Here is a 20619-nt window from a genome sequence, read left to right on the forward strand (position 1 = left end):
CCGGCTGCGAGCAGCCGGGGCCCTTTTTCGTTGTTCAGCGCGCCAGCACGATGACCACGACGGCCGCCGCGGCGGCGATCAGCAGGAAGAACAACCCGAACGGCACCGGGCGGCGCCGCCACGGGGTGTTGACGTCCAGCGCGATCCGTCCGGAGCCGGTGAACAGCAGCGCGAACGCCACAGTCGCCAGCAGCAGCTCGAACTCGAACCCGTTCGGCTCGAAGAACCCGCCGCGCCACTGGACGTAGATCATGTTCACGGTGACGCCGAGGATCGCGGCGGCGCCGATCTGGGTGAACAGGCCCAGCACGACGAGCACCGCGCCGATCAGTTCGCTCAACCCGGTGACCCACGCGAGCAGCGTCGGCTGGGCCGTGTAGCCCATCGACTCCAGCATCCGCGCCGTGCCGTCGATGCCGGGGCCGCCGAACAGCCCGAACACCTTCTGCAACCCGTGCGCGCCGAGGATCGCCCCGAGCGCGAGCCGCAGCGCGAGCAGACCGAAGTCGATCCCGCCGTGGTAGCGGTTCACCGGCGGTGACGGCCGGTCCTCGACGTCGGAGAGCATGCTGGTGCTGCTGCTCTCGGTGGGCTGGTAGTACCCGGATTCCGTGAACAGGTTCTGGGTCTTCGACTCGTCCTGAGGGCTGGCCACCCGCGCAGGTTAGGCCATCCGGGTCGGAAGCGCGACAGTTTCCGGGGCATCGAGCGGGTGCTCAGCTGCCGAACACCGACATGATGAGCGCGCCCAGCGCCGCGGGGAACACCTGTGCCGGGTCCGCCTCGCCGGTGGTCAGTGTCGCCGTCAGGGTCCGGCTGCCGTCCGGCGTGCTGATCATCAGGGCGCCGTAGCCGCCGGGGGCGCCGCCGTTGTGGTGCACGATCGTGCCCGCCGGGCCGAGGTCCTGCACCCACAGGCCCAGACCGAGGTTGAGCTCGCCGTGCGGGGTGAGCATCTCGGCCAGCAACGGGGCGGGCAGGAGCCGGCCGCCGAGCAACGCGGAGATGAAGGTGTTCAGGTCTTCGGCGGTCGAGATCAAGTCGCCCGCGCCGGCCAGCAGGGAGGGGTTCTGGCGGCTGACGTCGACGACGTGCCACTCGCCGCCGTCCTCGTAGCGGTAGTAGCCGTGGGCGTGCGGTCCGGGGAGGTCCGGCGAGGTCGCCGACACGACGGTGTCCGCCAGGCCGAGCGGCCCGAGGATGCGCCGCTGGGCCTCCTCGGCGAAGGTGTTGCCGGTGACGGCCTCGATCAGCAGCAGGGCGACGGTGTAGTTGGTGTTGGAGTAGCTCTGGCCCTCGCCCGGCTCGAACCGCGGCGGCCGCGACAGCGCGAACCGCACTAGCTCCTCGGGGCGGTAGGTGTGGAAGCGGTTGTCCACCCACGCCCGGCCCTGCGACGGAAGCCCCATCACGAAGGTGCCGTCGGCGTCGGGCTCGCCGGTGTAGTTGTAGAGGCCGCTGGTGTGCTGCAACAGCATCCGAACGGTGATCCGCTCGTCGAACCCGAACCCGGGCAGGTGACCGGCGACCGGGCCGTCCAGCTCGATCCGGCCCTCGTCCACCAGCTGGAGCACCAGCGTCGCGGTGAAGGTCTTCATGACGCTGCCCGCCCAGCCCTGCGCGCCCGCGGGCGGCTCGGCGGTCCCACCCAGCTCGCTCACGCCGGCCCGGCCGGTCCAGCGGCCGCGGTCGTCGCGGACGCACAACTCGGCGGCGGCGAACCCGGCGTCGACGAGGGCCTGGACGGCCTGCTGCAACTCGGGGCGGTGCGTGATGGTGGCGGTGTTCTGCATCGTGCGCTCCTGTGTTCGGTCCGGCTTGATGCGACTACGTTCGCCCGCCGGCCTGACACCGCACCGCCTCCGCGCTGACACGGCGCCTGACACGCCCCGGTGGGTGTGTCAGATGGTTTGGCGCTCGCCCACGCTGCGCTCGATGCAGAACTCATTGCCTTCGGGATCGAGCAGCGTGACCCAGCCGAGCCCGTCGGGGGTCCGGTGGTCCTCGTGCAGCGTCGCGCCGAGGGTGACGACCCGCGCCACCTCCTCGTCGCGGGTCCGGTCCTCCGGCATCCAGTCGAAGTGGACGCGGTTCTTCACCGTCTTGCCCTCGGGAACCCGGATGAACAGCAGGCCGGGCACCGGCGCGGGCGCCTCGACCAGCACCTCGGCGTCGCCAGGCGAGTCCTCGCCGGAGACCGGCCACCCGGTCACCTGGCTCCAGAACCGGGCCAGCTCGTAGGGTTCGGCGCAGTCGATCGTCACGTGGCGCAGGATCATCGCTAGTACTCCCCGTGCACGAGGTTCTGCGGCAGCTCCCCGCCGGCGTAGCGGGCGATCTCCGCGGCGACCACGGCGTACGAGCGCCGCTTGCTGCCCGTCACCGAGCCGGCCACGTGCGGCGTCAGCAGCACGTTCGGCGCCGTCCACAGTGGATGGTCCGCGGGCAGCGGCTCGGGGTCGGTGACGTCCAGCGCGGCCCGCAGGCGGCCGGCGGTCAGCTCGGCCACCAGCGCGTCCGTATCGACCACCGGTCCGCGCGCGGCGTTGACGAGGATCGCGCCGTCGGGCATCGCGGCGAGGAACTTCCCGTCCACCATCCCGCGGGTGCGGGAGGTCAGTGGCACCATCAGCGCGACGACGTCGTGCGCGCCCAGCAGCGCGGGCAGCTCGTCGACCGAGTGGACGCCCTCACGCGCGCTGACGCCGACCATCGTGACCCGCGCGTCGAAGGCGGCCAGGCGGCGCTTGAGCTGCCGCCCCAGGTCACCGGCCCCGACGACGAGCACCCGCTTGTCCTGAAGCGTGTCGGTGGCGTGCAGGTTCCAGCGGTGCGCGGCCTGATCGGCGGCGAACCCGGGCAGCTCCCGGTAGATCGACAGCAGCACCGCGACGACCCATTCGGCCGTGCTGCCGCCGTGCGCGCCGCGGCAGGTGGACAGCAGCACACCGTCCGGCACGGAGCCGATCCAGTTCTCCGCGCCCGCCGACAGCAGCTGGATCAACTTCAGGTTCGGCAGCGCGCCGAGCACCGCGTCGCGTTCCTCGGGCCGGTGCGCGCCGGGGACGAGGACCTCGGCGTCGGCGGCCTCGGGCGGCAGCGGCTCGCGCCAGCTGTAGCGGACGGGCCGCACCCCGGCCAGCTCGCCGAGCGCGTGCAGGCCGTCTTCGTCGGGGACCAGAACCGTGACGGACATGATCGCCACGGTACTTACCCGTCGTTCACCCACCGCCACCTAGGCTGGGAGCGTGCGTGTCGGGAACGGGAAGGCGCCGTGGCTGCTGGTGGCGGCCTGCGGGCTGCTGCTGACCGGCTGCGCCCGGTTCGACGACCGGGCCGCGAACCAGACGTTCGAACCCGCCCCGGAGCTGACCGCCCCGGCCGGTCCGCAGCCCGAGCTGCCCGAGGTCGACGGCGGTGACGACGAGTCGCGGCCCAGCGCCCCGCAGACGTCGATCCCGCCGCCGCAGGGCTGCACCGACTACGACCAGTCCGTGATTGCGACGTGCCTGGACACGGTGTCCGCGCTCGCCGCGTTGCCGGACACCGGCGCCGCGCCGAGCGCGCTCGCCGCGGAACGCAAGACAGGCCGCGTGCTGCAGGTGTCGAGCGGTCAGGCGCCGGCCGAGGTCATCCGCCTGGACGTGCAGGCGACCGGTGACGGCGGCCTGACCGGGCTCGCGCTGTCCCCGACGTTCGCCGAGGACCAGCTGGTGTTCGCCTACGTCACGACGGCCACCGACAACCGGGTGGTCCGCTTCACGCGCGGCCAGCAGCCGAAGGCGCTGCTGACGGGCATCCCGAAGGGCGCGACGGGCAACCGGGGCGCGATCATGACCGACGGCAAGGGCGCGCTGCTGGTCGCGACGGGCGACGCGGGCAACCCGTCGGCGGCCGCGGACCCGAACTCGCTGGCCGGGAAGGTCCTGCGCATCGACACGGCGGGCAACGCGGCGCAGGGCAACCCGACGCCCGGCTCGCGGGTGTACGCGAGCGGCGTGCACTCCCCCGGCGGCCTCTGCAAGGCGACGGACGGTTCCCGGATGTGGATCACGGACCGGGGCTCCTCCGTGGACGCGCTGTACCCGATCACGCCGGGCGCGTCGCTCGCGGTGCCGACGTGGACGTGGCCGGAGAAGCCGGCGCTGGCGGGCTGCGCGGACAGCGGCTCGGCGGTCGTCATCGCCACCTCGGTGGGCGCCAACGTGCAGGAACTGCCCATCACGCTGGACGGTTCGGTGGGCGGCAAGCCGAAGACGCTGATGGACGGCAAGAACGGCACCGCGTACGGCCGCTACGGAGGGCTGGACCAGATCGACAGCCAGTTCGCGCTCGTGGGCACCGTCAACAAGGACGGCGGCCAGCCGATTTCCAGCGACGACCGGGTCGTGCTGATCTCGCTGCAGGCCACCCCGAGCGGCGGCAGCGGCAAGGACTAGCACCGCAGACCTCACGGCCGGGAACCGGCGAACCTCAGGACCGGCGCCGCAGCGCCCGAACATCCAGCACGGCCGCCACCAGCGACGCCAGCGCGCCGAGCGTCCCCAGGTACCGGCCGATCCCGGCGTACAGCCCGATGCCGCCCTCGTCGAGCAGCCCGCGGGTGTCCTCGTCGAACTGCCAGCCCATCGCGAACCAGCCGAGGACCATCAGCAGCAGCGCCACTCCGGCGAAGATCAGCCACAGGTGCGGCAGCCCGGCGACGCGCACCTTGCGGAACTGTCCGAACGCGACCACCGCGACACCGGCGAGGAGCAGCAGCAACGGCCCGCACCAGGCGAGGAACCCGGTGGTCCAGGCGTCCCGCGCGACGTCGGAGGACGGCAGTTCCCGCAGGGCCTCGTCGACGACCTGGTTCGTCGCGGACAGGTTCGTCCACGGCAGGAACAGGGCGAGCGTGGCGACCACGCCCGCCCCGAACGCCGTCCACTCGCGCCAGCTGACGCGGGCGAGCGAGAACCGCTCGGGCTCGGCGGACACCTTCGACGGCATCCTCAGGCGCCCACCCGCTCGATGATGAGTTCGCGGACGCGCTTGGCGTCGGCCTGGCCCTTGGTCGCCTTCATGACCGCGCCGACGATCGCGCCCGCCGCCTGGACCTTGCCGCCGCGGATCTTGTCCGCGATGTCCGGCTGCGCGGCCAGCGCCGCGTCCACCGCGGCCAGCAGCGCCGAGTCGTCCGAGACGACCTTCAGGCCGCGCTTCTCCACGACCTCGTCCGGCTCGCCCTCGCCGGCCAGCACGCCCTTGACGACCTCACGCGCGAGCTTGTTGGTCAGCTCGCCGGAGTCGACCAGCGCGGCCACCCTGGCGACCTGCGCCGGGGTGATCGGCAGCGCGGCGATCTCGGTCTCGCGGGCGTTGGCTTCCTGCGCCAGGAAGTTCACCCACCAGCTGCGGGCGTCGTTCGGCTTCGCGCCCTCGGCGACCGTCGCCTCGACCAGCTCGACCGCGCCCGAGTTGAACAGGTCGCGCAGCTCCTCGGCGGACAGGTTCCACTCGGTCTGGATCCGCTTGCGGCGCGCGGCCGGCATCTCCGGCAGCGTCCCGCGCAGCTCCTCGACCCATTCGCGCGACGGCGCGATCGGGACCAGGTCGGGCTCCGGGAAGTACCGGTAGTCCTCGGCGGTCTCCTTGGTGCGGCCCGGCGAGGTGGTGCCGTCGGACTCCTGGAAGTGCCGGGTCTCCTGGGTGACCGTGCCGCCCGCGACCAGCACCGCGGCCTGCCGCGTCATCTCGTACCGCACGGCGCGCTCGACACTGCGGAAGGAGTTGACGTTCTTGGTCTCGGTGCGGGTGCCGAACTCGGTGGCGCCCTTCGGCATCAGCGACACGTTCGCGTCGCAGCGCAGCGAGCCCTGGTCCATGCGCACGTCGGAGACGTCCAGCGCCAGCAGCAGGTCCCGCAGCGCGGTCACGTAGGCGCGGGCGACCTCGGGAGCCCGCTCGCCCATGCCGACGATCGGCTTGGTGACGATCTCGATGAGCGGCACGCCGGCCCGGTTGTAGTCCAGCAGCGAGTGCTCCGCGCCGTGAATGCGACCGGTGGCGCCGCCGACGTGCAGCGACTTGCCGGTGTCCTCCTCCATGTGCGCGCGCTCGATCTCCACGCGCACGACCTCGCCGTCGTCCAGCGTCACGTCCAGGTAGCCGTTGAACGCGATCGGCTCGTCGTACTGCGAGGTCTGGAAGTTCTTCGGCATGTCCGGGTAGAAGTAGTTCTTCCGGGCGAACCGGCACCACTCGGCGATCTCGCAGTTCAGCGCGAGGCCGATGCGGATCGCACCCTCGACGCCCTTGCCGTTGAGCACCGGCAGCGCGCCGGGCAGGCCGAGGCAGGTCGGGCACACGTGGGTGTTGGGCTCGCCGCCGAACTCGTTGGCGCAGCCGCAGAACATCTTCGTCTTGGTGTTCAGCTCGACGTGGACCTCGAGCCCGAGCACCGGGTCGAACCGCTCGACGACCTCGGCGTAGTCCATCACTTCGGCAACGGCGGTCACGCCGAGACTCCCTTCAGCTCCGGAACCCGGTCGATGATCGACCCGCGCGCGACCTCGTAGGCGGCGCCGACCCGGTAGAGCCGGTCGTCGGCGAGCGCCGGGGCCATGATCTGCAGGCCGACCGGCAGCCCGTCCTCATCGGACAGTCCACTGGGCACGCTCATGGCGGCGTTGCCCGCCAGGTTGGCCGGGATCGTGCACAGGTCGGCCAGGTACATGGCCATCGGGTCGTCGACCCGCTCGCCGATCTTGAACGCGGTGGTCGGGGTGGTCGGCGAGACCAGCACGTCCACCTTCTCGAACGCGGCCGCGAAGTCGCGGGAGATCAGCGTGCGCACCTTCTGCGCCGAGCCGTAGTACGCGTCGTAGTAGCCGGAGGAGAGCGCGTACGTGCCGAGCATGATGCGGCGCTTGACCTCGGGGCCGAACCCGGCCTCGCGCGTGGCCGACATGACCTCTTCGGCGCTGTGCGAACCGTCGTCGGCGACCCGCAGGCCGTAGCGCATGGCGTCGAACCGGGCCAGGTTCGACGACGCCTCGCTCGGCGCGATCAGGTAGTACGCGGGCAGCGCGTAGACGAAGTTCGGGCAGGACACCTCGACGACCTCGGCGCCGAGCGCCGTGAGCTGCTCGACCGCGCCCTCGAACGAGCGCTGGACACCGGCCTGGTAGCCCTCGCCGCTGAACTCCTTGACCACGCCGACCTTGATGCCCTTGAGGTCGCCGCGCAGGCCCTCGCGGGCGGCGGCGACGACCGGCGGCACCGGCGCGTTGATGGAGGTCGAGTCGAGCGGGTCCCAGCCGCCGATGACCTCGTGCAGCAGCGCGGCGTCGAGCACGGTGCGGGCGCACGGCCCGGCCTGGTCGAGCGAGGACGAGAACGCCACCAGCCCGTAGCGGGACACCCCGCCGTACGTCGGCTTCACGCCGACCGTGCCGGTGACCGCGCCCGGCTGGCGGATCGAGCCGCCGGTGTCGGTGCCGATCGCCAGCGGCGCCTCGAAGGCGGCGAGCGACGCGGCCGACCCACCGCCGGAGCCGCCCGGGATGCGGCCGTGGTCCCACGGGTTGTGCGTCGGGCCGAACGCCGAGTTCTCGGTGGAGGAGCCCATCGCGAACTCGTCCATGTTGGTCTTGCCCAGGATCGGCACGCCCGCCTCGCGCAGCTTGCGCGTGACCGTCGAGTCGTACGGCGGGATCCAGTTCTCCAGGGTCTTCGAACCGCAGGTGGTGGGCAGGCCCTGGGTGGTCAGCACGTCCTTGAGGGCGAGCGGGACACCGGCGATCGGCGAGGCCGGGGCCTGGCCGTCGGCCAGCGCGGCGTCGACCTCACGGGCGGCCGCGAGCGCGCCGTCGGCGTCGACGTTGAGGAACGCGTGGACGTGGTCGTCGACCTCGCCGATGCGGTCCAGGTGCGCCTGCGTGACCTCCGCGGCGGACACCTCACGCGCGTGGATCTTCTCGGCCAGCTCGGCGGCCGACAGCCGTGTTAGGTCGGTCACTGTTCCTCCCCCAGGATCCGCGGCACCCGGAAGCGGCCCTCTTCGGCGGCCGGCGCACCGGCCAGCGCCTGCTGCTGGGTCAGCCCGGGCCGGACCACGTCCTCGCGGAAGACGTTCGTGAGCGGCACGGCGTGCGAGGTCGGCGGCACGTCGTCGGCTGCGACTTCGCTGACCTTGGCAACCGCGTCCAGGATCTGGTCGAGCTGACCTGCGAAAACGTTCAGCTCGTCGTCGGTGACCGCGAGCCTGGCGAGCTTGGCCAGGTGCGCGACCTCGTCGCGGGAAATGTTGGGCACGCGGGTGACTCCCGGGGTGTGCGGATCGGCGTTTCGGTAAGTCACAAGTCTATGGCGGCGGGCCTTGCGACCTCGACCGGGTTGTGCACGGCGGGCTCGCAATCCGGTCTCGGTACTCAGACGATGGCTCCCCGTGACGGCCTTCGTCTGTCACAATCAGCGGCCGGTTGCGCTCCCCGGCAAGGCGGGAGCGCCGGACCCGAGAGGGGTTCACGTTGTCCTTCCTGATCCGGGTGCAGCTCCCGGACACGCCAGGAACCCTCGGAGCGGTCGCGACGGCTCTCGGCATGATCGGGGCGGACATCCTCTCGGTGGACGTGGTCGAGCGCGGCGGTGGTGTCGCGATCGACGACATGGTCGTCGAACTGCCCTCCGGCAGGCTGCCGGACGCCGTGATCACCGCGGCGGAGAGCGTGGAGGGCGTCGAGGTCGACGCGGTGCGGCCGTACGCCGGTGTGCTGGACACCCACCGCGAGCTGGAACTGGTCGAGGAGATCGCCGCGCAGCCGGCGTCCGGGCTGTCGGTCCTGGTCGAGGGCGTGCCGCGGATCATCCGCGCGGGCTGGGCGATCGTGGTGTCGGTCAGCGAGCCGGGTGTGGACCGCCTGGCCTCCTCCAGCGCGGCGCCCGAGGCGCCGATCACCGACCTGCCGTGGCTGCCGCTGGAGCGCGCGACCATCCTCGACTCGGAGGACTCCTGGGTGCCGGAAACCTGGCAGGAGCTGGGCACCGAACTGGCCGCGACGCCGCTGGGCAAGCCGGACAAGGCGCTGCTCGTGGGCCGTCCCGGCGGCCCGATGTTCCGGGCCGCCGAGGTCGCGCGCCTCGCGCACCTGGCCGGGATCGTCGCCGTCGTGCTCGACGGCTGATCACGGCACCTTCGACGGCCACCAGATCCGCCGTCCGACGTCCAGCGTCAGGGCGGGCACCAGCAGCGACCGCACGATCAGGGTGTCGAGCAGGACGCCGAACGCGACGATGAACGCGATCTGGGCCAGGAACAGGATCGGGATGACCGCCAGCGCCGCGAAGGTGGCGGCGAGCACCACCCCGGCCGAGGTGATCACGCCGCCGGTGAGTGTGAGACCGCGCAGCGTGCCGTCGTGCGTGTTCGTCCGGACGGCCTCCTCGCGCACCCGGGTCATCAGGAAGATGTTGTAGTCGATCCCGAGCGCCACCAGGAAGACGAACCCGAACAGCGGCACCGCCGGGTCCGCGCCGGGGAAGTCCAGCAGGTGGTTGAACACGAGCGCGGACACGCCCATGGTGGCGGCGAAGGACAGCACGACGGTCGCGATCAGCAGCAGCGGCGCGAGCAGGGCGCGCAGCAGCAACGCGAGCACCACGAAGATCACCACGAGGACGATCGGGATGATCACCGCCCGGTCCCGCTCGGAGGTCTCCTGCGTGTCCAGCTGGATGGCGGTCGTGCCGCCGACGACGGCGTCCGCGCCGGGCACCGCGTGCACGGCCTGCCGGACGCGGCCGACGGTGTCGAGCGCGGCTTCGGAGTCGGCGGCGTCAGTGAGGATCGCGATGACCTGGACCCGGCCGTTGACCACGTTCGGCGCCGCCGCGACCTGGGCCACGCCGTCCACCCTGGCGGCCTGGGTCACCGCCTTGGCCTGGGATTCGTTGGTGATGATCGTGGTCGGCGAGCCGGACCCGCCGGGGAAGTGCCTGGCCAGTACCTCCTGGCCGGCGACCGAGTCGACCGGCGTGAGGAACAGGTCGGACTGCGCGACACCGCCCGCCTTGAGCTGCGGGACGAACGCGGCGCCGACCAGCAGCAGGACGGTGGTGCCGATCCAGATCGCACGCGGTTTGGCCGCGACGGCGTTGGCGATCCGGCCCCAGATGCCGCGCGACTCCGGGTGCGGCGAGCCGAGCTTGGGCCGGACCGGCCAGAACGCGGCGCGGCCGAGCAGGGCGAGCGCGGCCGGCAGGAACGTGACGGACGCGAGGAACGCGGCGGCGATGCCGATCGCGGCGACCGGACCGAGGCCGCGGTTGGACTGCAGGTCGGAGAACAGCAGGCAGAGCACGCCGAGCACGACGGTTCCGGCCGACGCGGCGATCGGCGGCAGGGTGGCGCGCCAGGCGAGTTCGACCGCTTCGTGCCGGCTCTCGGTGTCGCGCAGCTGCTCGCGGAACCGGGAGACCAGGAGGAGCGCGTAGTCGGTGGCCGCGCCGAAGACGAGGATGAACAGGATGCCCTGGCTCTGGCCGTTGAGGGTGAGGACGTCGTGGTCGGCGAGCAGGTAGACGACCAGGCTGGCCAGCCCGAGCGCGAAGACGGCGGAGAGCAGCACGACGACGGGCAGCAGCGGGCTGCGGTAGACCACGACCAGGATCAGCGCCACGACGAGCCCGGCGACCAGCAGGAGGAGGCCGTCGATGCCGCCGAAAGCGGTGACCAGGTCCGCGATCTGCGCGGCCGGTCCGGCGACGAGGACGGTCAGCCCCGGCGGCGCCTGGCGGAGTTCGGCGCGGATCTGCTCGACGACCTCGCCGGGTTCGCCGCCGACGAGGACGGAGACGGTGAGTTCGAGGGCCTGGCCGTCCTGCGACGGCCGCGGGCTCGCGACCTGCGTGACTCCGGGGATGGCCTGGATGCGGGCCGCGGCGTCGGTGAGGAACGCGTTGTCCTGGGGCGCGACGCCGCTCGTCCGCTCGGCGACGACGATCGCCGGGAGCGTCTGGTCGGTGCTGAACGTGCGCTGCTCGTCGAGGGCGCGGGTGGATTCGGCGGACGCCGGGAGGAAGGCGGAGTTGTCGTTGGTGGCGACGTCGCTCAGCTTGCCGGCGTAGGGGCCGCCGAAGCCCCCGAGCGCCAGCCAGGCGACGACGAGCAGGGCGGGGACGAGCCGGCGTGCGGTCCTCATGGGCTAATACAGTCCTAGGGATCGGAGAGTTGTTCAGCAGGCTGAACATTACCGGGAGGTGCGGTTGCCCGCAGAGGAAGGCCCGGCAAATCGGACATCTGCCGAGGCTGCGGAAGGGATGGCGTCCTGGCCGACCGGGCGACTGCTGTCCGCCGCGGCGCGGCTGGTCGAGCAGCGGTGGACGGCGCGGCTGGAGACGCTCGGGCTGTCGCACGCCGGGCTGATCGCGTTGCACACCCTGCGCGGCGGGCCGTTGTCGCAGCGCGCGCTGGCCCGCCGGTGCCAGGTGACGGACCAGACGATGAGCCGCACCCTGGACCGGCTGTCCAGGTCCGGCTACGTCACGCGCGTGCCCGATCCACTCGACGGCCGCCGCTCCCTGGCACGGCTCACCCCGGCGGGCGAAGAGGTGCTGGCCACCTCCGAGCAGATCGCGCGGGAGGACTCGTCGGTGATCGGCGCACTCGGCGACGACGCGGCCTTCCGGCGGCAGCTGATCGAGCTGATCGGGCACCTGACCGGACCATGACAACTGTCATAGTCGCGCGCTAGTGTGCTGACATGGAGCTGGGTTTCCTGGGGCTGGGCACGATGGGCACGCCGATGGCGCTGAACCTCGTCCGCGCGGGCGCGCCGCTCGTGGTGTGGAACCGGACCGCCGCGAAGGCCGAGGTGCTGCGCGCGGCGGGGGCGGCGGTCGCCGGGAGCGCGGCGGAGGTGTGCCGCCGGGCGGACGTGGTGTTCCTGATGCTCGCCGACGGCGTGGCGGTGGATACCGCGCTGGGCCGCGGCGGGAGCGGGTTCGCGGCGAACGTCGGCGGGCGGACCGTCGTGCACATGGGGACGACGTCGCCGGAGTATTCGCGCGGGCTGGCGGCCGATGTCGCCGCGGCGGGTGGCCGGTACGTCGAGGCGCCGGTGTCGGGGTCGCGGAAGCCGGCCGAGGCGGGGCAGCTGGTGGCGATGCTGGCGGGCGAGCCGGGGGCGGTGGCCGAGGTGGGGCCGTTGCTGGCGCCGGTGTGCCGTCAGGTGGTGGAGTGCGGGCCGGTGCCGGGCGCGTTGCTGATGAAGCTCGCGGTGAACCTGTACCTGATCACGATGGTGACGGGCCTGGCCGAGGCGACGCACTTCGCGGAGCGGCAGGGCCTGGACTTGGCGCGGTTCGTGGAGGTGCTGGACGCGGGCCCGATGGCGAGTGACGTGTCCCGGGTGAAGGTGGCGAAGCTGGTGGCGCGGGATTTCGGGGTGCAGGCGGCGATCGCGGACGTGCTGAAGAACAACCAGCTGGTCGCGGAGGCTGCTCGCGGGGCGGGGCTGGCGTCCCCGCTGCTGGACGTGTGCCACGAGCTGTACGGGGAGACGCTCCGGTTGGGCCACGCCGCGGAGGACATGGCGGCGGTGGTGCATGCGATCGAGCAGCGGACCGCCGCGATTGCTGCTGAAGATGCGGCCCCGGCCGGGGTGGCAGCTCCCGAGCCCGCCGGCTGACCCGAGCCGGGTGTAGAGGCGATGCGGCGGGCTGGCGCCTCGGCGCCGGGACAGGCTCCGCGTCAGGCCTCACAGATGCAACCGGAGAGCCCGCAACCATGAGCCCGGCAACGGTTCCCGAACCTGCCGCCGGCGAAACCCACCCGCTCCTCGAGGCGGCCTGACCAGCGCCACGGACCGGCACCGGCTCCGCGTCAGCGCCTCACAGAGGCAGCCGGAAAGCCCGCAGCCACAAGCCCGGCAACGGCTCCCAATCCCGCTCCGGCAGGCGGCTGAAACCGAGCCGGGTGTAGAGGCGGTGGGCGGTCTGCATGGCGTCCAGACTGGACATCACCACGGCGCGGGCGCCGATGGCACGCGCCCGGTCGAGCACCGCTCGCGTGAGGGCCTCGCCGACGCCGCGGCCCCGGGCGGCCGGTGCGGTGGCCAGCATCCGGAACTCCAGCTCACCGTCGCGGGCGATTTCGGAGTAGTGCGTTCCCGGGTGGACGATCGTGACCGAGCCGAGCAGGCCGTCGTCGTCGGTGGCGACCAGGAGTTCGGCATGCTGGGCGCGGTGGGCGGCGTCGGTCAGTTCACGCACGTAGTCGTCGTCCGCGGTGATCAGGCCGTCCGCGAGGTAGGCGGACGCGGTCAAGGTGCCGACGGCCGCATACTCCTCGGGGCGCGCCGGTCTTACGGACACCTCGCTCACCGGCCACCTCCGGCTGAGATCACGACGGACACAACGGCCGGCCCTACCGCTCTGGCGTGCGCCTCACTCACCGGCCGGCTCCTCCGTCGGCAACGCCACCTCGGCGGCTGCCTCGGGGCCGCGGTCCAGCAGCACCTGGAAACCGCCCTCGTCGAGGATCGGGACCTTCAGCTGCACCGCCTTGTCGTACTTGGACCCCGGCGCGTCGCCGACCACGACGAACGCCGTCTTCTTCGACACCGAGCCCGCGGCCTTGCCGCCGCGCGACATGATCGCCTCCTTGGCCTCGTCGCGTGAGAAGGTGTTCAGCGAACCGGTCACCACGATCGACAGGCCCTCCAGCGTGCGCGGCACCGACTCGTCGCGCTCCTCCGCCATCCGGACCCCCGCGCGGCGCCACTTCTCCACCACCTCGCGGTGCCAGTCGACGGCGAACCACTCCCGCAACGCCCCGGCGATCGTCGGGCCGACGCCGTCCACATCGGCCATCGCGGCCTCGTCGGCGTTCTCGATCGCCTCCAGCGAGCCGAACTCGCGCGCCAGCGCCTGCGCCGCGGTGGGGCCGACGTGCCGGATCGACAACGCCACCAGCACGCGCCACAGTGGACGGTCTTTCGCGCTGTCCAGGTTGGCCAGCAGCTTGCGCCCGTTCGCCGACAGCTCCCCCGCCTTGGTGCGGAACAGCTCCACCCGGCCCAGCTTCTCCTCGTCCAGGTCGAAGATGTCGCCCTCGTCGACGACCACACCGGACTCCAGCAGCGCCGTCGCCGCCTCGTAGCCCAGCATCTCGATGTCGAACGCGCCGCGCCCGGCCAGGTGGAACAGCCGCTCCCGCAACTGCGCGGGACACGACCGCGCGTTGGGGCAGCGGATGTCGACGTCGCCCTCCTTCTGGTGCGCCAGCTTCGTGCCGCACTCCGGGCAGAACGTGGGCATGATGAACTCGCGCTCGTCGCCGGTGCGCACGTCGACCACGGGGCCGAGCACCTCGGGGATCACGTCGCCCGCCTTGCGGATCACCACGCGGTCGCCGATCAGCACGCCCTTGCGCTTGACCTCCTGCGCGTTGTGCAGCGTCGCCATCGCCACCGTCGACCCGGCCACCTTCACCGGCTCCATCACCGCGAACGGCGTGACCCGCCCGGTGCGGCCGACGTTGACCTGGATGTCGAGCAGCCGGGTGGTCGCCTCCTCCGGCGGGTACTTGTAGGCGATGGCCCACCGCGGCGCGCGGGACGTGCTGCCCAGCCGCCGCTGCAGCGACACCTGGTCGACCTTCACCACGATGCCGTCGATCTCGTGCTCGGCGTCGTGCCGGTGCTCGCCCCAGTACCGGATGTGGTCCAGCAGTTCGGACGCCTTGTCGACGACCTTCGTGTGGCTGGACACCGGCAGCCCCCACGCCGCCAGCGCCTCGTAGGCCTCCGACTGCCGGGCGGGCTCGAAACCTTCGCGCTTGCCGAGGCCGTGGCAGATCAGCCGCAGCTTGCGGCTGCGCGTGACCTTCGGGTCCTTTTGCCGCAACGATCCGGCCGCGGTGTTGCGCGGGTTCGCGAACGGCGGCTTGCCCGCCTCGACCAGCCGGGCGTTGAGCTCCGCGAAGTCCTCGACCCGGAAGAACACCTCGCCGCGCACCTCGACCAGGTCGGGCACCGGGTACTCGTCGGTGCCGGTCAGCGTCTCCGGCACCTGCTCGAGGGTGCGGACGTTGAGCGTGACGTCCTCACCGGTCCGCCCGTCGCCGCGGGTGAGCCCGCGGACCAGCCGCCCCTTCTCGTACAGCAGGTTGATGGCCAGCCCGTCGATCTTGAGCTCGCACAGGTACTGCGTGGACCCGCCGACCTCGCGCTCCACCCGGTCCACCCACGCCCGCAACTCCTCCTCGTCGAAGACGTTGTCCAGGCTCATCATGCGTTCGAGGTGGTCGACCGCGACGAAGTCGGTGGAGAACGTGCCGCCGACGTTCTGGGTCGGCGAATCCGGCGTCGCCAGGCCCGGGTACTCCGACTCCAGCCGCTCCAGCTCCTTGAGCAGCGCGTCGAACTCGCCGTCACTGATGACCGGCGAGTCCAGCACGTAGTACCGGAACTGGTGCCCGCGCACCTCTTCCGCGAGCGCGCCGTGGCGCTCGCGGACATCGGCGGGGACCTCGGTGACGTCCTGTGCGGCTGGAGTCTCACTCACAGTCCGTCAGCTTAGTCAGCACCACCGACAGTTTCCGGGCGTTCCTCGTCCAGACCACGGACCAGGTCACGCAGTTCGAGGAGCGTGATGGCACCGGCGGGCTCGGTCTCGGCCGTCTCCACCCTGCGTAACCGTTCCGCCGCGAGGCGTTCGCCGAGCGTGGCGTCCAGCGGCAGGAACGTCATCGCCGACCGCGCGGCCGCGTCGAGTTCACCCAGCAGCGGGTGGTGGACCGCGACGTCGACCACCCCCTCGGCCTCGTCCACCTGCGCCGCGACCCGGACGTCGGCCAGCGCGACCGAGCGCGTCCCGAGGTTCACCGTCACGCCCGTCGGATCGGGCACCGGCGGCACCGAATCGTGGTACTCCCAGATCGCGTCCTCGGGCGGCGCGGCGGCCTTCCACGCGTCGGTGAACGGCCGCAGCGCCGGGTCCTCCTGCCCGCTCACCACGAGGGCGTAGATGGCCCGCTGCCCTCGTTCGAGTGACACGTGCAGGTGCGGGTGCAGCTCGGCGACGGCCGCGGCCAGCTCGCCCTCGACGCGCTGCGGCTCGCGGTCGCCCAGGGCCGCGCTGATCCCCGGCAGCATCTCCGCCCAGCGGCGCCAGAAGCGTTCCGCGGCCGCCACCGGGTCGTCCGGCACCGCCTGCTCCGGCCACGCCGTGCGCGGGTCGGGCAGCTCGTCCTCCGGGCGCCGTCGTCGAAACCATCGCATCGGGTAGGTCCTACCAGCCTTCCGGCGGCTCCACGAACGCTTTGCCCAGATCCGTGGTCAGCTTCAGCGCGCGGCGCACCCAGTCCGCGGTCGCCCCGGCGAAGCCGCACGTCGGCGTCGGCACCGCGCGGTCGGCCAGCGTCGAGCGGTTGAACCCGAGCCGGTCGGCCAGTGCCAGCGCGGGCTGTGCCAGCTCCCGCAACGCGGGCCGCCTGGCCGGCTCCAGCGCCGGCACCAGGCCGAGGAACAGCACGGTCCCGCTGTCCCAGGCCTCCCCCAGCTCGTCGAGCAGCGTCGAGGGCGCTCCGCCGAGCAGCGTCGCGTCGATCGCCAGCGCCCCCGCGCCCGCGGCGTGCAGGAGTCCGACCGGCGGACGCGCGGCGCAGCAGTGCACGACGACCGGCTGCCCGGTCAGCTCGCCCGCCCGCTCGATCACGCGGCTCAGCAGTTCCCGCGCCTCCTGCTCGGGGACCGCCGGGACGGTGCCGTATCCCGACGGCGTCGGCAGCGAACCGGCGAGCACGGCCGGCAGGGTCGGCTCGTCGAACTGGACCACGACCTCCGCGCCGGTGCGCGCCTTGAGCTCCCCGACGTGGGCGGCGAGCCCCTCCAGCGCCGATTCGGCGAACTCCCGCACCGCGCCGCGGTCGGTGAGCACGCGGTGCCCGCGCGGCAACTCGATCCCGGCGGCCAGCGTCCACGGCCCGGCCAGCTGCGTCTTGATCACGGGCGCGGCACCCGCCTCGGTGACCGCGTCGAGGTCCCAGCGCAGCAGGTCGACCGCGCGCCGGTGGTCGCGCCCCGGCCGCGCCGCGACCCGGTAGCCGCTGGGCACGACCTCGATCGCGAGGTCCACCAGCATCGCGGCGGTGCGGCCGATCAGGTCCGCGCCGACGCCCCGGGCAGGCAGTTCCGGCAGGTGCGGGAAGTCGGGCAGCTCGCCGAAGACGACGGCGGCCGCCTCCGCGGGGTCGGCGCCGGGCATCGATCCCACCGCGGTGGCCGCACCGGGTGGCCAGACGTGTTCGCTCACACCCCGATTCTCCAAGGCCGCCCCGCCGGTCGCGCCGCGGCCCCGCGCGCGGCCCGGAAAATGGCGCCGGGAGAAATAGCGGAAAGGCGCCGATGTCGGTAAATCCGGTCAACCGGACATTTCTCCGCAATTCCCCGGTCGTCTCCCGTTCTTGATTTCCGCTGGCTAACCTTGACGGGCATGACGAGCGGTTCGCGGCACGCGGGCGGTGGCACCCTGTTCACCGAGCCCTTCCTGGTGGTCAGCCACCGTGCCGGGGCGGCCGGACCCGGCGTGCGGGACCAGCACGGACGGCCGCTGGGAAGTGTCGCGGAAGCCGATCACGGCACGTTCCGGAAAGCGTTGTGGGCGCTCACCGGATCCGCCCGCTTCCGCCCGAACTGTTTCGCCGTGCGCGACTCCGGCGGAAGTGTCGTGCTGAAAGTGCGGGCGCACGACTCGCGCTTTCTGGTGACGCGCGCGGACGGCACGCCGATCGGCGGAATCGAGCCCGACGGGCCGGACCGGTTCACCCTGTCGGCCCACGGCCGCGCGGCGGGGGTGCTGGAGCACCGGCGGGCGCGGGAGTTCAGCATCACCGACGCCTCCGGGCGGGAAGTGGCGCGCGCGGCGGACGGGGACGGCCGCGACTACGTCGTGGAGGTGTTCGCGCAGCTCACTGATCCGCTGGCGAGCCTGGTGCTCGCCGCGGCGCTGACCGTGGACACCGCGCTGCGGCCGGGGTGACACGGGTCTCAACCACGGCAGGTGGACATTCCACCCGGGAAGTTCCAAAGTGAAATTTCCCGGGTCGGAAAGGACGATGAGGTCTCGTGGAAGCAACTCCGGAAGGCAGCGCCGAGTGGAGCGAGCCCGGCCTGTACACCGTGGCGCCGGGCGTGCACCGGATCCCGTTGCCGCTGCCGAACGACGGGCTGCGGGCCGTCAACGTCTACGCCCTCACCGAGGGGTCGGACCTGGTCCTCATCGATTCGGGGTGGGCGCTGGACGAGGCGCGCGAGCAGCTCGCCGCCGCGCTCAAGGGGCTGGGCGCGGAACTCGGTGACGTGAGCCAGTTCCTGGTCACCCACGTGCACCGCGACCACTACACGCAGGCGGTCGCGCTGCGGCGGGAGTTCGGCGGACGGATCGCGCTGGGCGCGCTGGAGGAACCGTCGCTGCGCATGACGGCGGACCCGGACGTGGTGCCGCTCATCGGGCAGATCCGGTCGCTGCGCATGTGCGGCGCGGATCCGGTGGCCGACGAACTGGTGCGGGTGTTCGAGATCCACGGCCGCAACACGGAGGCGTCGATCTGGGAGCGGCCCGACGAGTGGCTCACGCCGGGCCGCCGGTCCGTGCTGCCCAGCAGGCAGCTCGACGTCGTGCACACGCCGGGGCACACGGCCGGGCACGTCGTGTTCGACGACGGCGCGGCGGGGCTGATGTTCACCGGCGACCACGTGCTGCCGCACATCACGCCGTCGATCGGTTTCCAGCCCGCGGTGGCGGAGATGCCGCTGCGCGACTTCCTGGACTCGCTGCGCCTGGTGCGGGGCATGCCGGACCGGCGGATGCTGCCCGCGCACGGCCCGGTGGCCGACAGCGTGCACGCCAGGGTCGACGAGCTGCTGGACCACCACGCCCAGCGGCTCGACGTCATCGGGACGACCATTGTGGACGGTGCCGCGACCGCGTACGAGTCCGCGCTGCGGCTGGGTTGGACGCGACGGCAGCGCAAGCTGGGCGAGCTGGACGTGTTCAACCAGATGCTGGCCGTCCTGGAGACCGCGGCGCACCTCGACCTGCTGGTGCACCAGGGCAAGCTGGCGCTGCTCGTCGAGGACGGGGTGCGGCGCTACTCGGTGGCCTGAGCGGGCGGCGAGGACGGCCGGACGCGACTTCGCGTAGGGTGGGTGCCGGCGGGCGGGTTCGGTCGCCGTCGACGCCGGTTGCGAGGAGCACCGGAACGGTGAACCTGCTGCGATGCTGATGCTCGCCCCCCGCTGCCATCGACTCCGCCGGTCACGGGCTGTTCCCCGGGCCGGCCGTCCTCACCACTTGGCTGCCGCGCCGGACGGCGCCGGCCACCCCTCCAGGAGCTCACCTTGATGCAGACCACCCGTCACACCCGTACCCCGGACGCGGCCGCGCCCGTCCTGTTCAGCCACCCCCTGGTCGAGGAGCCCGCGCGGACCGCGGGCGAGGTGGACGTCACCCCCGCGCGGCACGTCCGCTTCGCGGCGCCGACGTCCGCCCCGACCCGCCGCCGGTGACCGGCGCCACGGCGCCCACGTCGTCCAAGACCGGCAGCGACTACGCCGCCCTGTCACGCGAGATCCGCGCCGCGGGGCTGCTGCGGCGACGCCACGGCTACTACGCCCGCCGGATTGCGACCACGCTCCTCGTCTTCGCCGGCGCCTGGACGGCCTTCGCCTTCCTCGGCGACAGCTGGTGGCAGTTGCTGATCGCCGCGCTGCTCGCCGTGGTCTCGGCACAGCTGGCGTTCCTCGGGCACGACGCCGGGCACAAGCAGATCTTCCGGACGCGCCGCCCCAACGACGCGCTCGGGACTCTGCACGGCGGCCTGATCGGCATGAGCTACCAGTCGTGGATCTCCGGGCACAACCGGCACCACGCGAACCCCAACCACGAGGAACACGACCCGGACCTGGACATCGCTGCGCTGGCCTTCACCCGCAGGCAGGCGAGCCGCAAACAGGGTTTCCTCCGCTGGATGGCCAAGCACCAGGCGGTGTTGTTCTTCCCGCTGCTCACGCTGGAGGGGCTGAGCCTGCACGCCTCCGGCATCCGTTCGGTGTGGCGGGGCGAGACCAGGGCCCGGCGCCTCGAAGGCGCGCTGCTGGTCGCCCACACCGTGGGGTACCTCGCCGCCGTGTTCCTCGTCCTGTCGCCCGGCGTCGCCGTGTTGTTCGTCGTGGTGCACCAGGCGCTCTGGGGTGTCTACATGGGATGCTCGTTCGCCCCGAACCACAAGGGCATGCCGACGGTGACCGGCGAGTCACCGGACTTCCTGCGCAAGCAGGTGCTGACGTCGCGCAACATCCGCGGCGGCCGGTTCACCGACTTCCTGCTCGGCGGGCTGAATTACCAGATCGAGCACCACCTGTTCCCCAGCATGCCCCGGCCGCACCTGCGGCACGCGCAGCCCATCGTGCGGCGGTTCTGCGCCGCGCACGGGATCTCCTACCGCGAGACCGGCCTGGTGCAGTCCTACCGCGAAGTGTTGCGGCACCTGCACGAAACGGGCGCACCGCTGCGGACCGTGTAGTGTTCGTGGTGCCGGGACTTTCCGGCACCACACCGGCCGTTCTTCCGGCC

The 20619-nt window shown here is 72.3% G+C and carries 21 protein-coding genes; 8 read left to right on the forward strand and 13 right to left on the reverse strand.

Annotated features, from left to right (window positions below; translation table 11 throughout):
• Positions 1 to 34: 34 nt before the first annotated feature.
• The 4 genes from AMYTH_RS0120675 to AMYTH_RS0120690 form a co-directional block, all read right to left on the reverse strand.
• On the reverse strand, positions 35 to 655 hold the full coding sequence (locus AMYTH_RS0120675; protein WP_027931916.1) for a DoxX family protein: 621 nt from the start codon (positions 653 to 655) through the stop codon (positions 35 to 37).
• 61 nt (positions 656 to 716) lie between these two features.
• Positions 717 to 1793: a serine hydrolase domain-containing protein gene (locus tag AMYTH_RS0120680; RefSeq protein WP_027931917.1), complete on the reverse strand. Its 1077-nt coding sequence runs from the start codon at positions 1791 to 1793 to the stop codon at positions 717 to 719.
• Positions 1794 to 1901: 108 nt separating this feature from the next.
• A complete protein-coding gene (locus AMYTH_RS0120685) occupies positions 1902 to 2279 on the reverse strand; it encodes a VOC family protein (protein WP_027931918.1) in 378 nt (125 codons plus the stop codon).
• Positions 2280 to 2281: 2 nt separating this feature from the next.
• On the reverse strand, positions 2282 to 3196 hold the full coding sequence (locus AMYTH_RS0120690) for a 2-hydroxyacid dehydrogenase (protein WP_037323967.1): 915 nt from the start codon (positions 3194 to 3196) through the stop codon (positions 2282 to 2284).
• Between the two features lie 52 nt (positions 3197 to 3248).
• Here AMYTH_RS0120690 and AMYTH_RS0120695 point away from each other — a divergent pair, with 52 nt between their 5' ends.
• Positions 3249 to 4439 carry a PQQ-dependent sugar dehydrogenase gene (locus tag AMYTH_RS0120695; RefSeq protein WP_027931920.1) on the forward strand — a complete coding sequence of 397 codons (1191 nt, stop codon included), beginning with the start codon at positions 3249 to 3251 and terminating at the stop codon, positions 4437 to 4439.
• Between the two features lie 34 nt (positions 4440 to 4473).
• Here the strand turns inward: AMYTH_RS0120695 and AMYTH_RS0120700 are convergent, their stop codons facing one another.
• The 4 genes from AMYTH_RS0120700 to gatC are packed head-to-tail and all read right to left on the reverse strand — an operon-like array spanning position 4474 to position 8298.
• On the reverse strand, positions 4474 to 4992 hold the full coding sequence (locus AMYTH_RS0120700; RefSeq protein WP_027931921.1) for a hypothetical protein: 519 nt from the start codon (positions 4990 to 4992) through the stop codon (positions 4474 to 4476).
• Positions 4993 to 4994: 2 nt separating this feature from the next.
• A complete protein-coding gene (gene gatB / locus AMYTH_RS0120705; RefSeq protein ID WP_027931922.1) occupies positions 4995 to 6500 on the reverse strand; it encodes an Asp-tRNA(Asn)/Glu-tRNA(Gln) amidotransferase subunit GatB in 1506 nt (501 codons plus the stop codon).
• Positions 6497 to 8002: an Asp-tRNA(Asn)/Glu-tRNA(Gln) amidotransferase subunit GatA gene (gatA, locus tag AMYTH_RS0120710; RefSeq protein WP_027931923.1), complete on the reverse strand. Its 1506-nt coding sequence runs from the start codon at positions 8000 to 8002 to the stop codon at positions 6497 to 6499. Before gatA ends, gatB begins: the two co-directional genes overlap by 4 nt.
• On the reverse strand, positions 7999 to 8298 hold the full coding sequence (gene gatC / locus AMYTH_RS0120715) for an Asp-tRNA(Asn)/Glu-tRNA(Gln) amidotransferase subunit GatC (RefSeq protein WP_017987443.1): 300 nt from the start codon (positions 8296 to 8298) through the stop codon (positions 7999 to 8001). Before gatC ends, gatA begins: the two co-directional genes overlap by 4 nt.
• Positions 8299 to 8513: 215 nt before the next feature.
• Here gatC and AMYTH_RS0120720 point away from each other — a divergent pair, with 215 nt between their 5' ends.
• On the forward strand, positions 8514 to 9167 hold the full coding sequence (locus AMYTH_RS0120720; protein WP_027931924.1) for an ACT domain-containing protein: 654 nt from the start codon (positions 8514 to 8516) through the stop codon (positions 9165 to 9167).
• Here AMYTH_RS0120720 and AMYTH_RS0120725 read toward each other — a convergent pair whose 3' ends face one another.
• Positions 9168 to 11183, reverse strand: a complete 2016-nt coding sequence (locus tag AMYTH_RS0120725; RefSeq protein WP_027931925.1) for an MMPL family transporter — start codon at positions 11181 to 11183, stop codon at positions 9168 to 9170.
• Between the two features lie 118 nt (positions 11184 to 11301).
• Here AMYTH_RS0120725 and AMYTH_RS0120730 point away from each other — a divergent pair, with 118 nt between their 5' ends.
• Positions 11302 to 11712 (forward strand): MarR family winged helix-turn-helix transcriptional regulator, encoded by a 411-nt coding sequence (locus AMYTH_RS0120730; RefSeq protein WP_027931926.1) that lies wholly within the window; start codon positions 11302 to 11304, stop codon positions 11710 to 11712.
• 32 nt (positions 11713 to 11744) lie between these two features.
• Positions 11745 to 12671, forward strand: coding sequence for an NAD(P)-dependent oxidoreductase (locus AMYTH_RS0120735; RefSeq protein ID WP_027931927.1), 927 nt, complete (start codon positions 11745 to 11747; stop codon positions 12669 to 12671).
• 202 nt (positions 12672 to 12873) lie between these two features.
• On the opposite strand, the gene AMYTH_RS0120740 is transcribed toward AMYTH_RS0120735, so the two are convergent.
• The 4 genes from AMYTH_RS0120740 to AMYTH_RS0120755 form a co-directional block, all read right to left on the reverse strand.
• Positions 12874 to 13365 (reverse strand): GNAT family N-acetyltransferase, encoded by a 492-nt coding sequence (locus AMYTH_RS0120740; RefSeq protein WP_027931928.1) that lies wholly within the window; start codon positions 13363 to 13365, stop codon positions 12874 to 12876.
• A 63-nt stretch (positions 13366 to 13428) separates the two neighbouring features.
• Positions 13429 to 15549 carry an NAD-dependent DNA ligase LigA gene (gene ligA / locus AMYTH_RS0120745; RefSeq protein ID WP_027931929.1) on the reverse strand — a complete coding sequence of 707 codons (2121 nt, stop codon included), beginning with the start codon at positions 15547 to 15549 and terminating at the stop codon, positions 13429 to 13431.
• Positions 15550 to 15560: 11 nt separating this feature from the next.
• Entirely contained in the window at positions 15561 to 16265 is a 705-nt protein-coding gene (locus tag AMYTH_RS0120750; protein ID WP_027931930.1) for a hypothetical protein, read from the reverse strand.
• A gap of 10 nt (positions 16266 to 16275) precedes the next feature.
• Complete coding sequence (locus AMYTH_RS0120755) at positions 16276 to 17298, reverse strand: uroporphyrinogen decarboxylase/cobalamine-independent methonine synthase family protein (RefSeq protein WP_027931931.1); 1023 nt, start codon at positions 17296 to 17298, stop codon at positions 16276 to 16278.
• Positions 17299 to 17478: 180 nt separating this feature from the next.
• Here AMYTH_RS0120755 and AMYTH_RS0120760 point away from each other — a divergent pair, with 180 nt between their 5' ends.
• The 4 genes from AMYTH_RS0120760 to AMYTH_RS0120775 all read left to right on the forward strand — a co-directional run bounded on the left by AMYTH_RS0120760 (position 17479) and on the right by AMYTH_RS0120775 (position 20569).
• A complete protein-coding gene (locus tag AMYTH_RS0120760) occupies positions 17479 to 18024 on the forward strand; it encodes an LURP-one-related/scramblase family protein (RefSeq protein WP_027931932.1) in 546 nt (181 codons plus the stop codon).
• 86 nt (positions 18025 to 18110) lie between these two features.
• Positions 18111 to 19151: an MBL fold metallo-hydrolase gene (locus tag AMYTH_RS0120765; RefSeq protein ID WP_027931933.1), complete on the forward strand. Its 1041-nt coding sequence runs from the start codon at positions 18111 to 18113 to the stop codon at positions 19149 to 19151.
• Positions 19152 to 19388: 237 nt separating this feature from the next.
• The gene (locus AMYTH_RS49570; RefSeq protein WP_167344601.1) at positions 19389 to 19553 is read left to right on the forward strand and encodes a hypothetical protein; all 165 of its coding nucleotides are present in this window, start codon (positions 19389 to 19391) and stop codon (positions 19551 to 19553) included.
• The gene (locus AMYTH_RS0120775; protein WP_027931934.1) at positions 19550 to 20569 is read left to right on the forward strand and encodes a fatty acid desaturase family protein; all 1020 of its coding nucleotides are present in this window, start codon (positions 19550 to 19552) and stop codon (positions 20567 to 20569) included. Before AMYTH_RS49570 ends, AMYTH_RS0120775 begins: the two co-directional genes overlap by 4 nt.
• Positions 20570 to 20619 lie beyond the last annotated feature (50 nt).

The sequence above is a fragment of the Amycolatopsis thermoflava N1165 genome (genome assembly GCF_000473265.1).
Taxonomy (GTDB): domain Bacteria; phylum Actinomycetota; class Actinomycetes; order Mycobacteriales; family Pseudonocardiaceae; genus Amycolatopsis_E; species Amycolatopsis_E thermoflava.

Excerpts from the sequence above, each read along its gene's own strand:
- AMYTH_RS0120680 (WP_027931917.1), bottom strand. The coding sequence starts at position 1,793 with ATGCAGAACACCGCCACCATCACGCACCGCCCCGAGTTGCAGCAGGCC.
- AMYTH_RS0120730 (WP_027931926.1), top strand. The coding sequence starts at position 11,302 with ATGGCGTCCTGGCCGACCGGGCGACTGCTGTCCGCCGCGGCGCGGCTG.
- AMYTH_RS0120735 (WP_027931927.1), top strand. The coding sequence starts at position 11,745 with ATGGAGCTGGGTTTCCTGGGGCTGGGCACGATGGGCACGCCGATGGCG.
- AMYTH_RS49570 (WP_167344601.1), top strand. The coding sequence starts at position 19,389 with ATGCAGACCACCCGTCACACCCGTACCCCGGACGCGGCCGCGCCCGTC.
- AMYTH_RS0120685 (WP_027931918.1), bottom strand. The coding sequence starts at position 2,279 with ATGATCCTGCGCCACGTGACGATCGACTGCGCCGAACCCTACGAGCTG.
- AMYTH_RS0120760 (WP_027931932.1), top strand. The coding sequence starts at position 17,479 with ATGACGAGCGGTTCGCGGCACGCGGGCGGTGGCACCCTGTTCACCGAG.
- AMYTH_RS0120750 (WP_027931930.1), bottom strand. The coding sequence starts at position 16,265 with ATGCGATGGTTTCGACGACGGCGCCCGGAGGACGAGCTGCCCGACCCG.
- AMYTH_RS0120700 (WP_027931921.1), bottom strand. The coding sequence starts at position 4,992 with ATGCCGTCGAAGGTGTCCGCCGAGCCCGAGCGGTTCTCGCTCGCCCGC.
- AMYTH_RS0120690 (WP_037323967.1), bottom strand. The coding sequence starts at position 3,196 with ATGTCCGTCACGGTTCTGGTCCCCGACGAAGACGGCCTGCACGCGCTC.
- AMYTH_RS0120725 (WP_027931925.1), bottom strand. The coding sequence starts at position 11,183 with ATGAGGACCGCACGCCGGCTCGTCCCCGCCCTGCTCGTCGTCGCCTGG.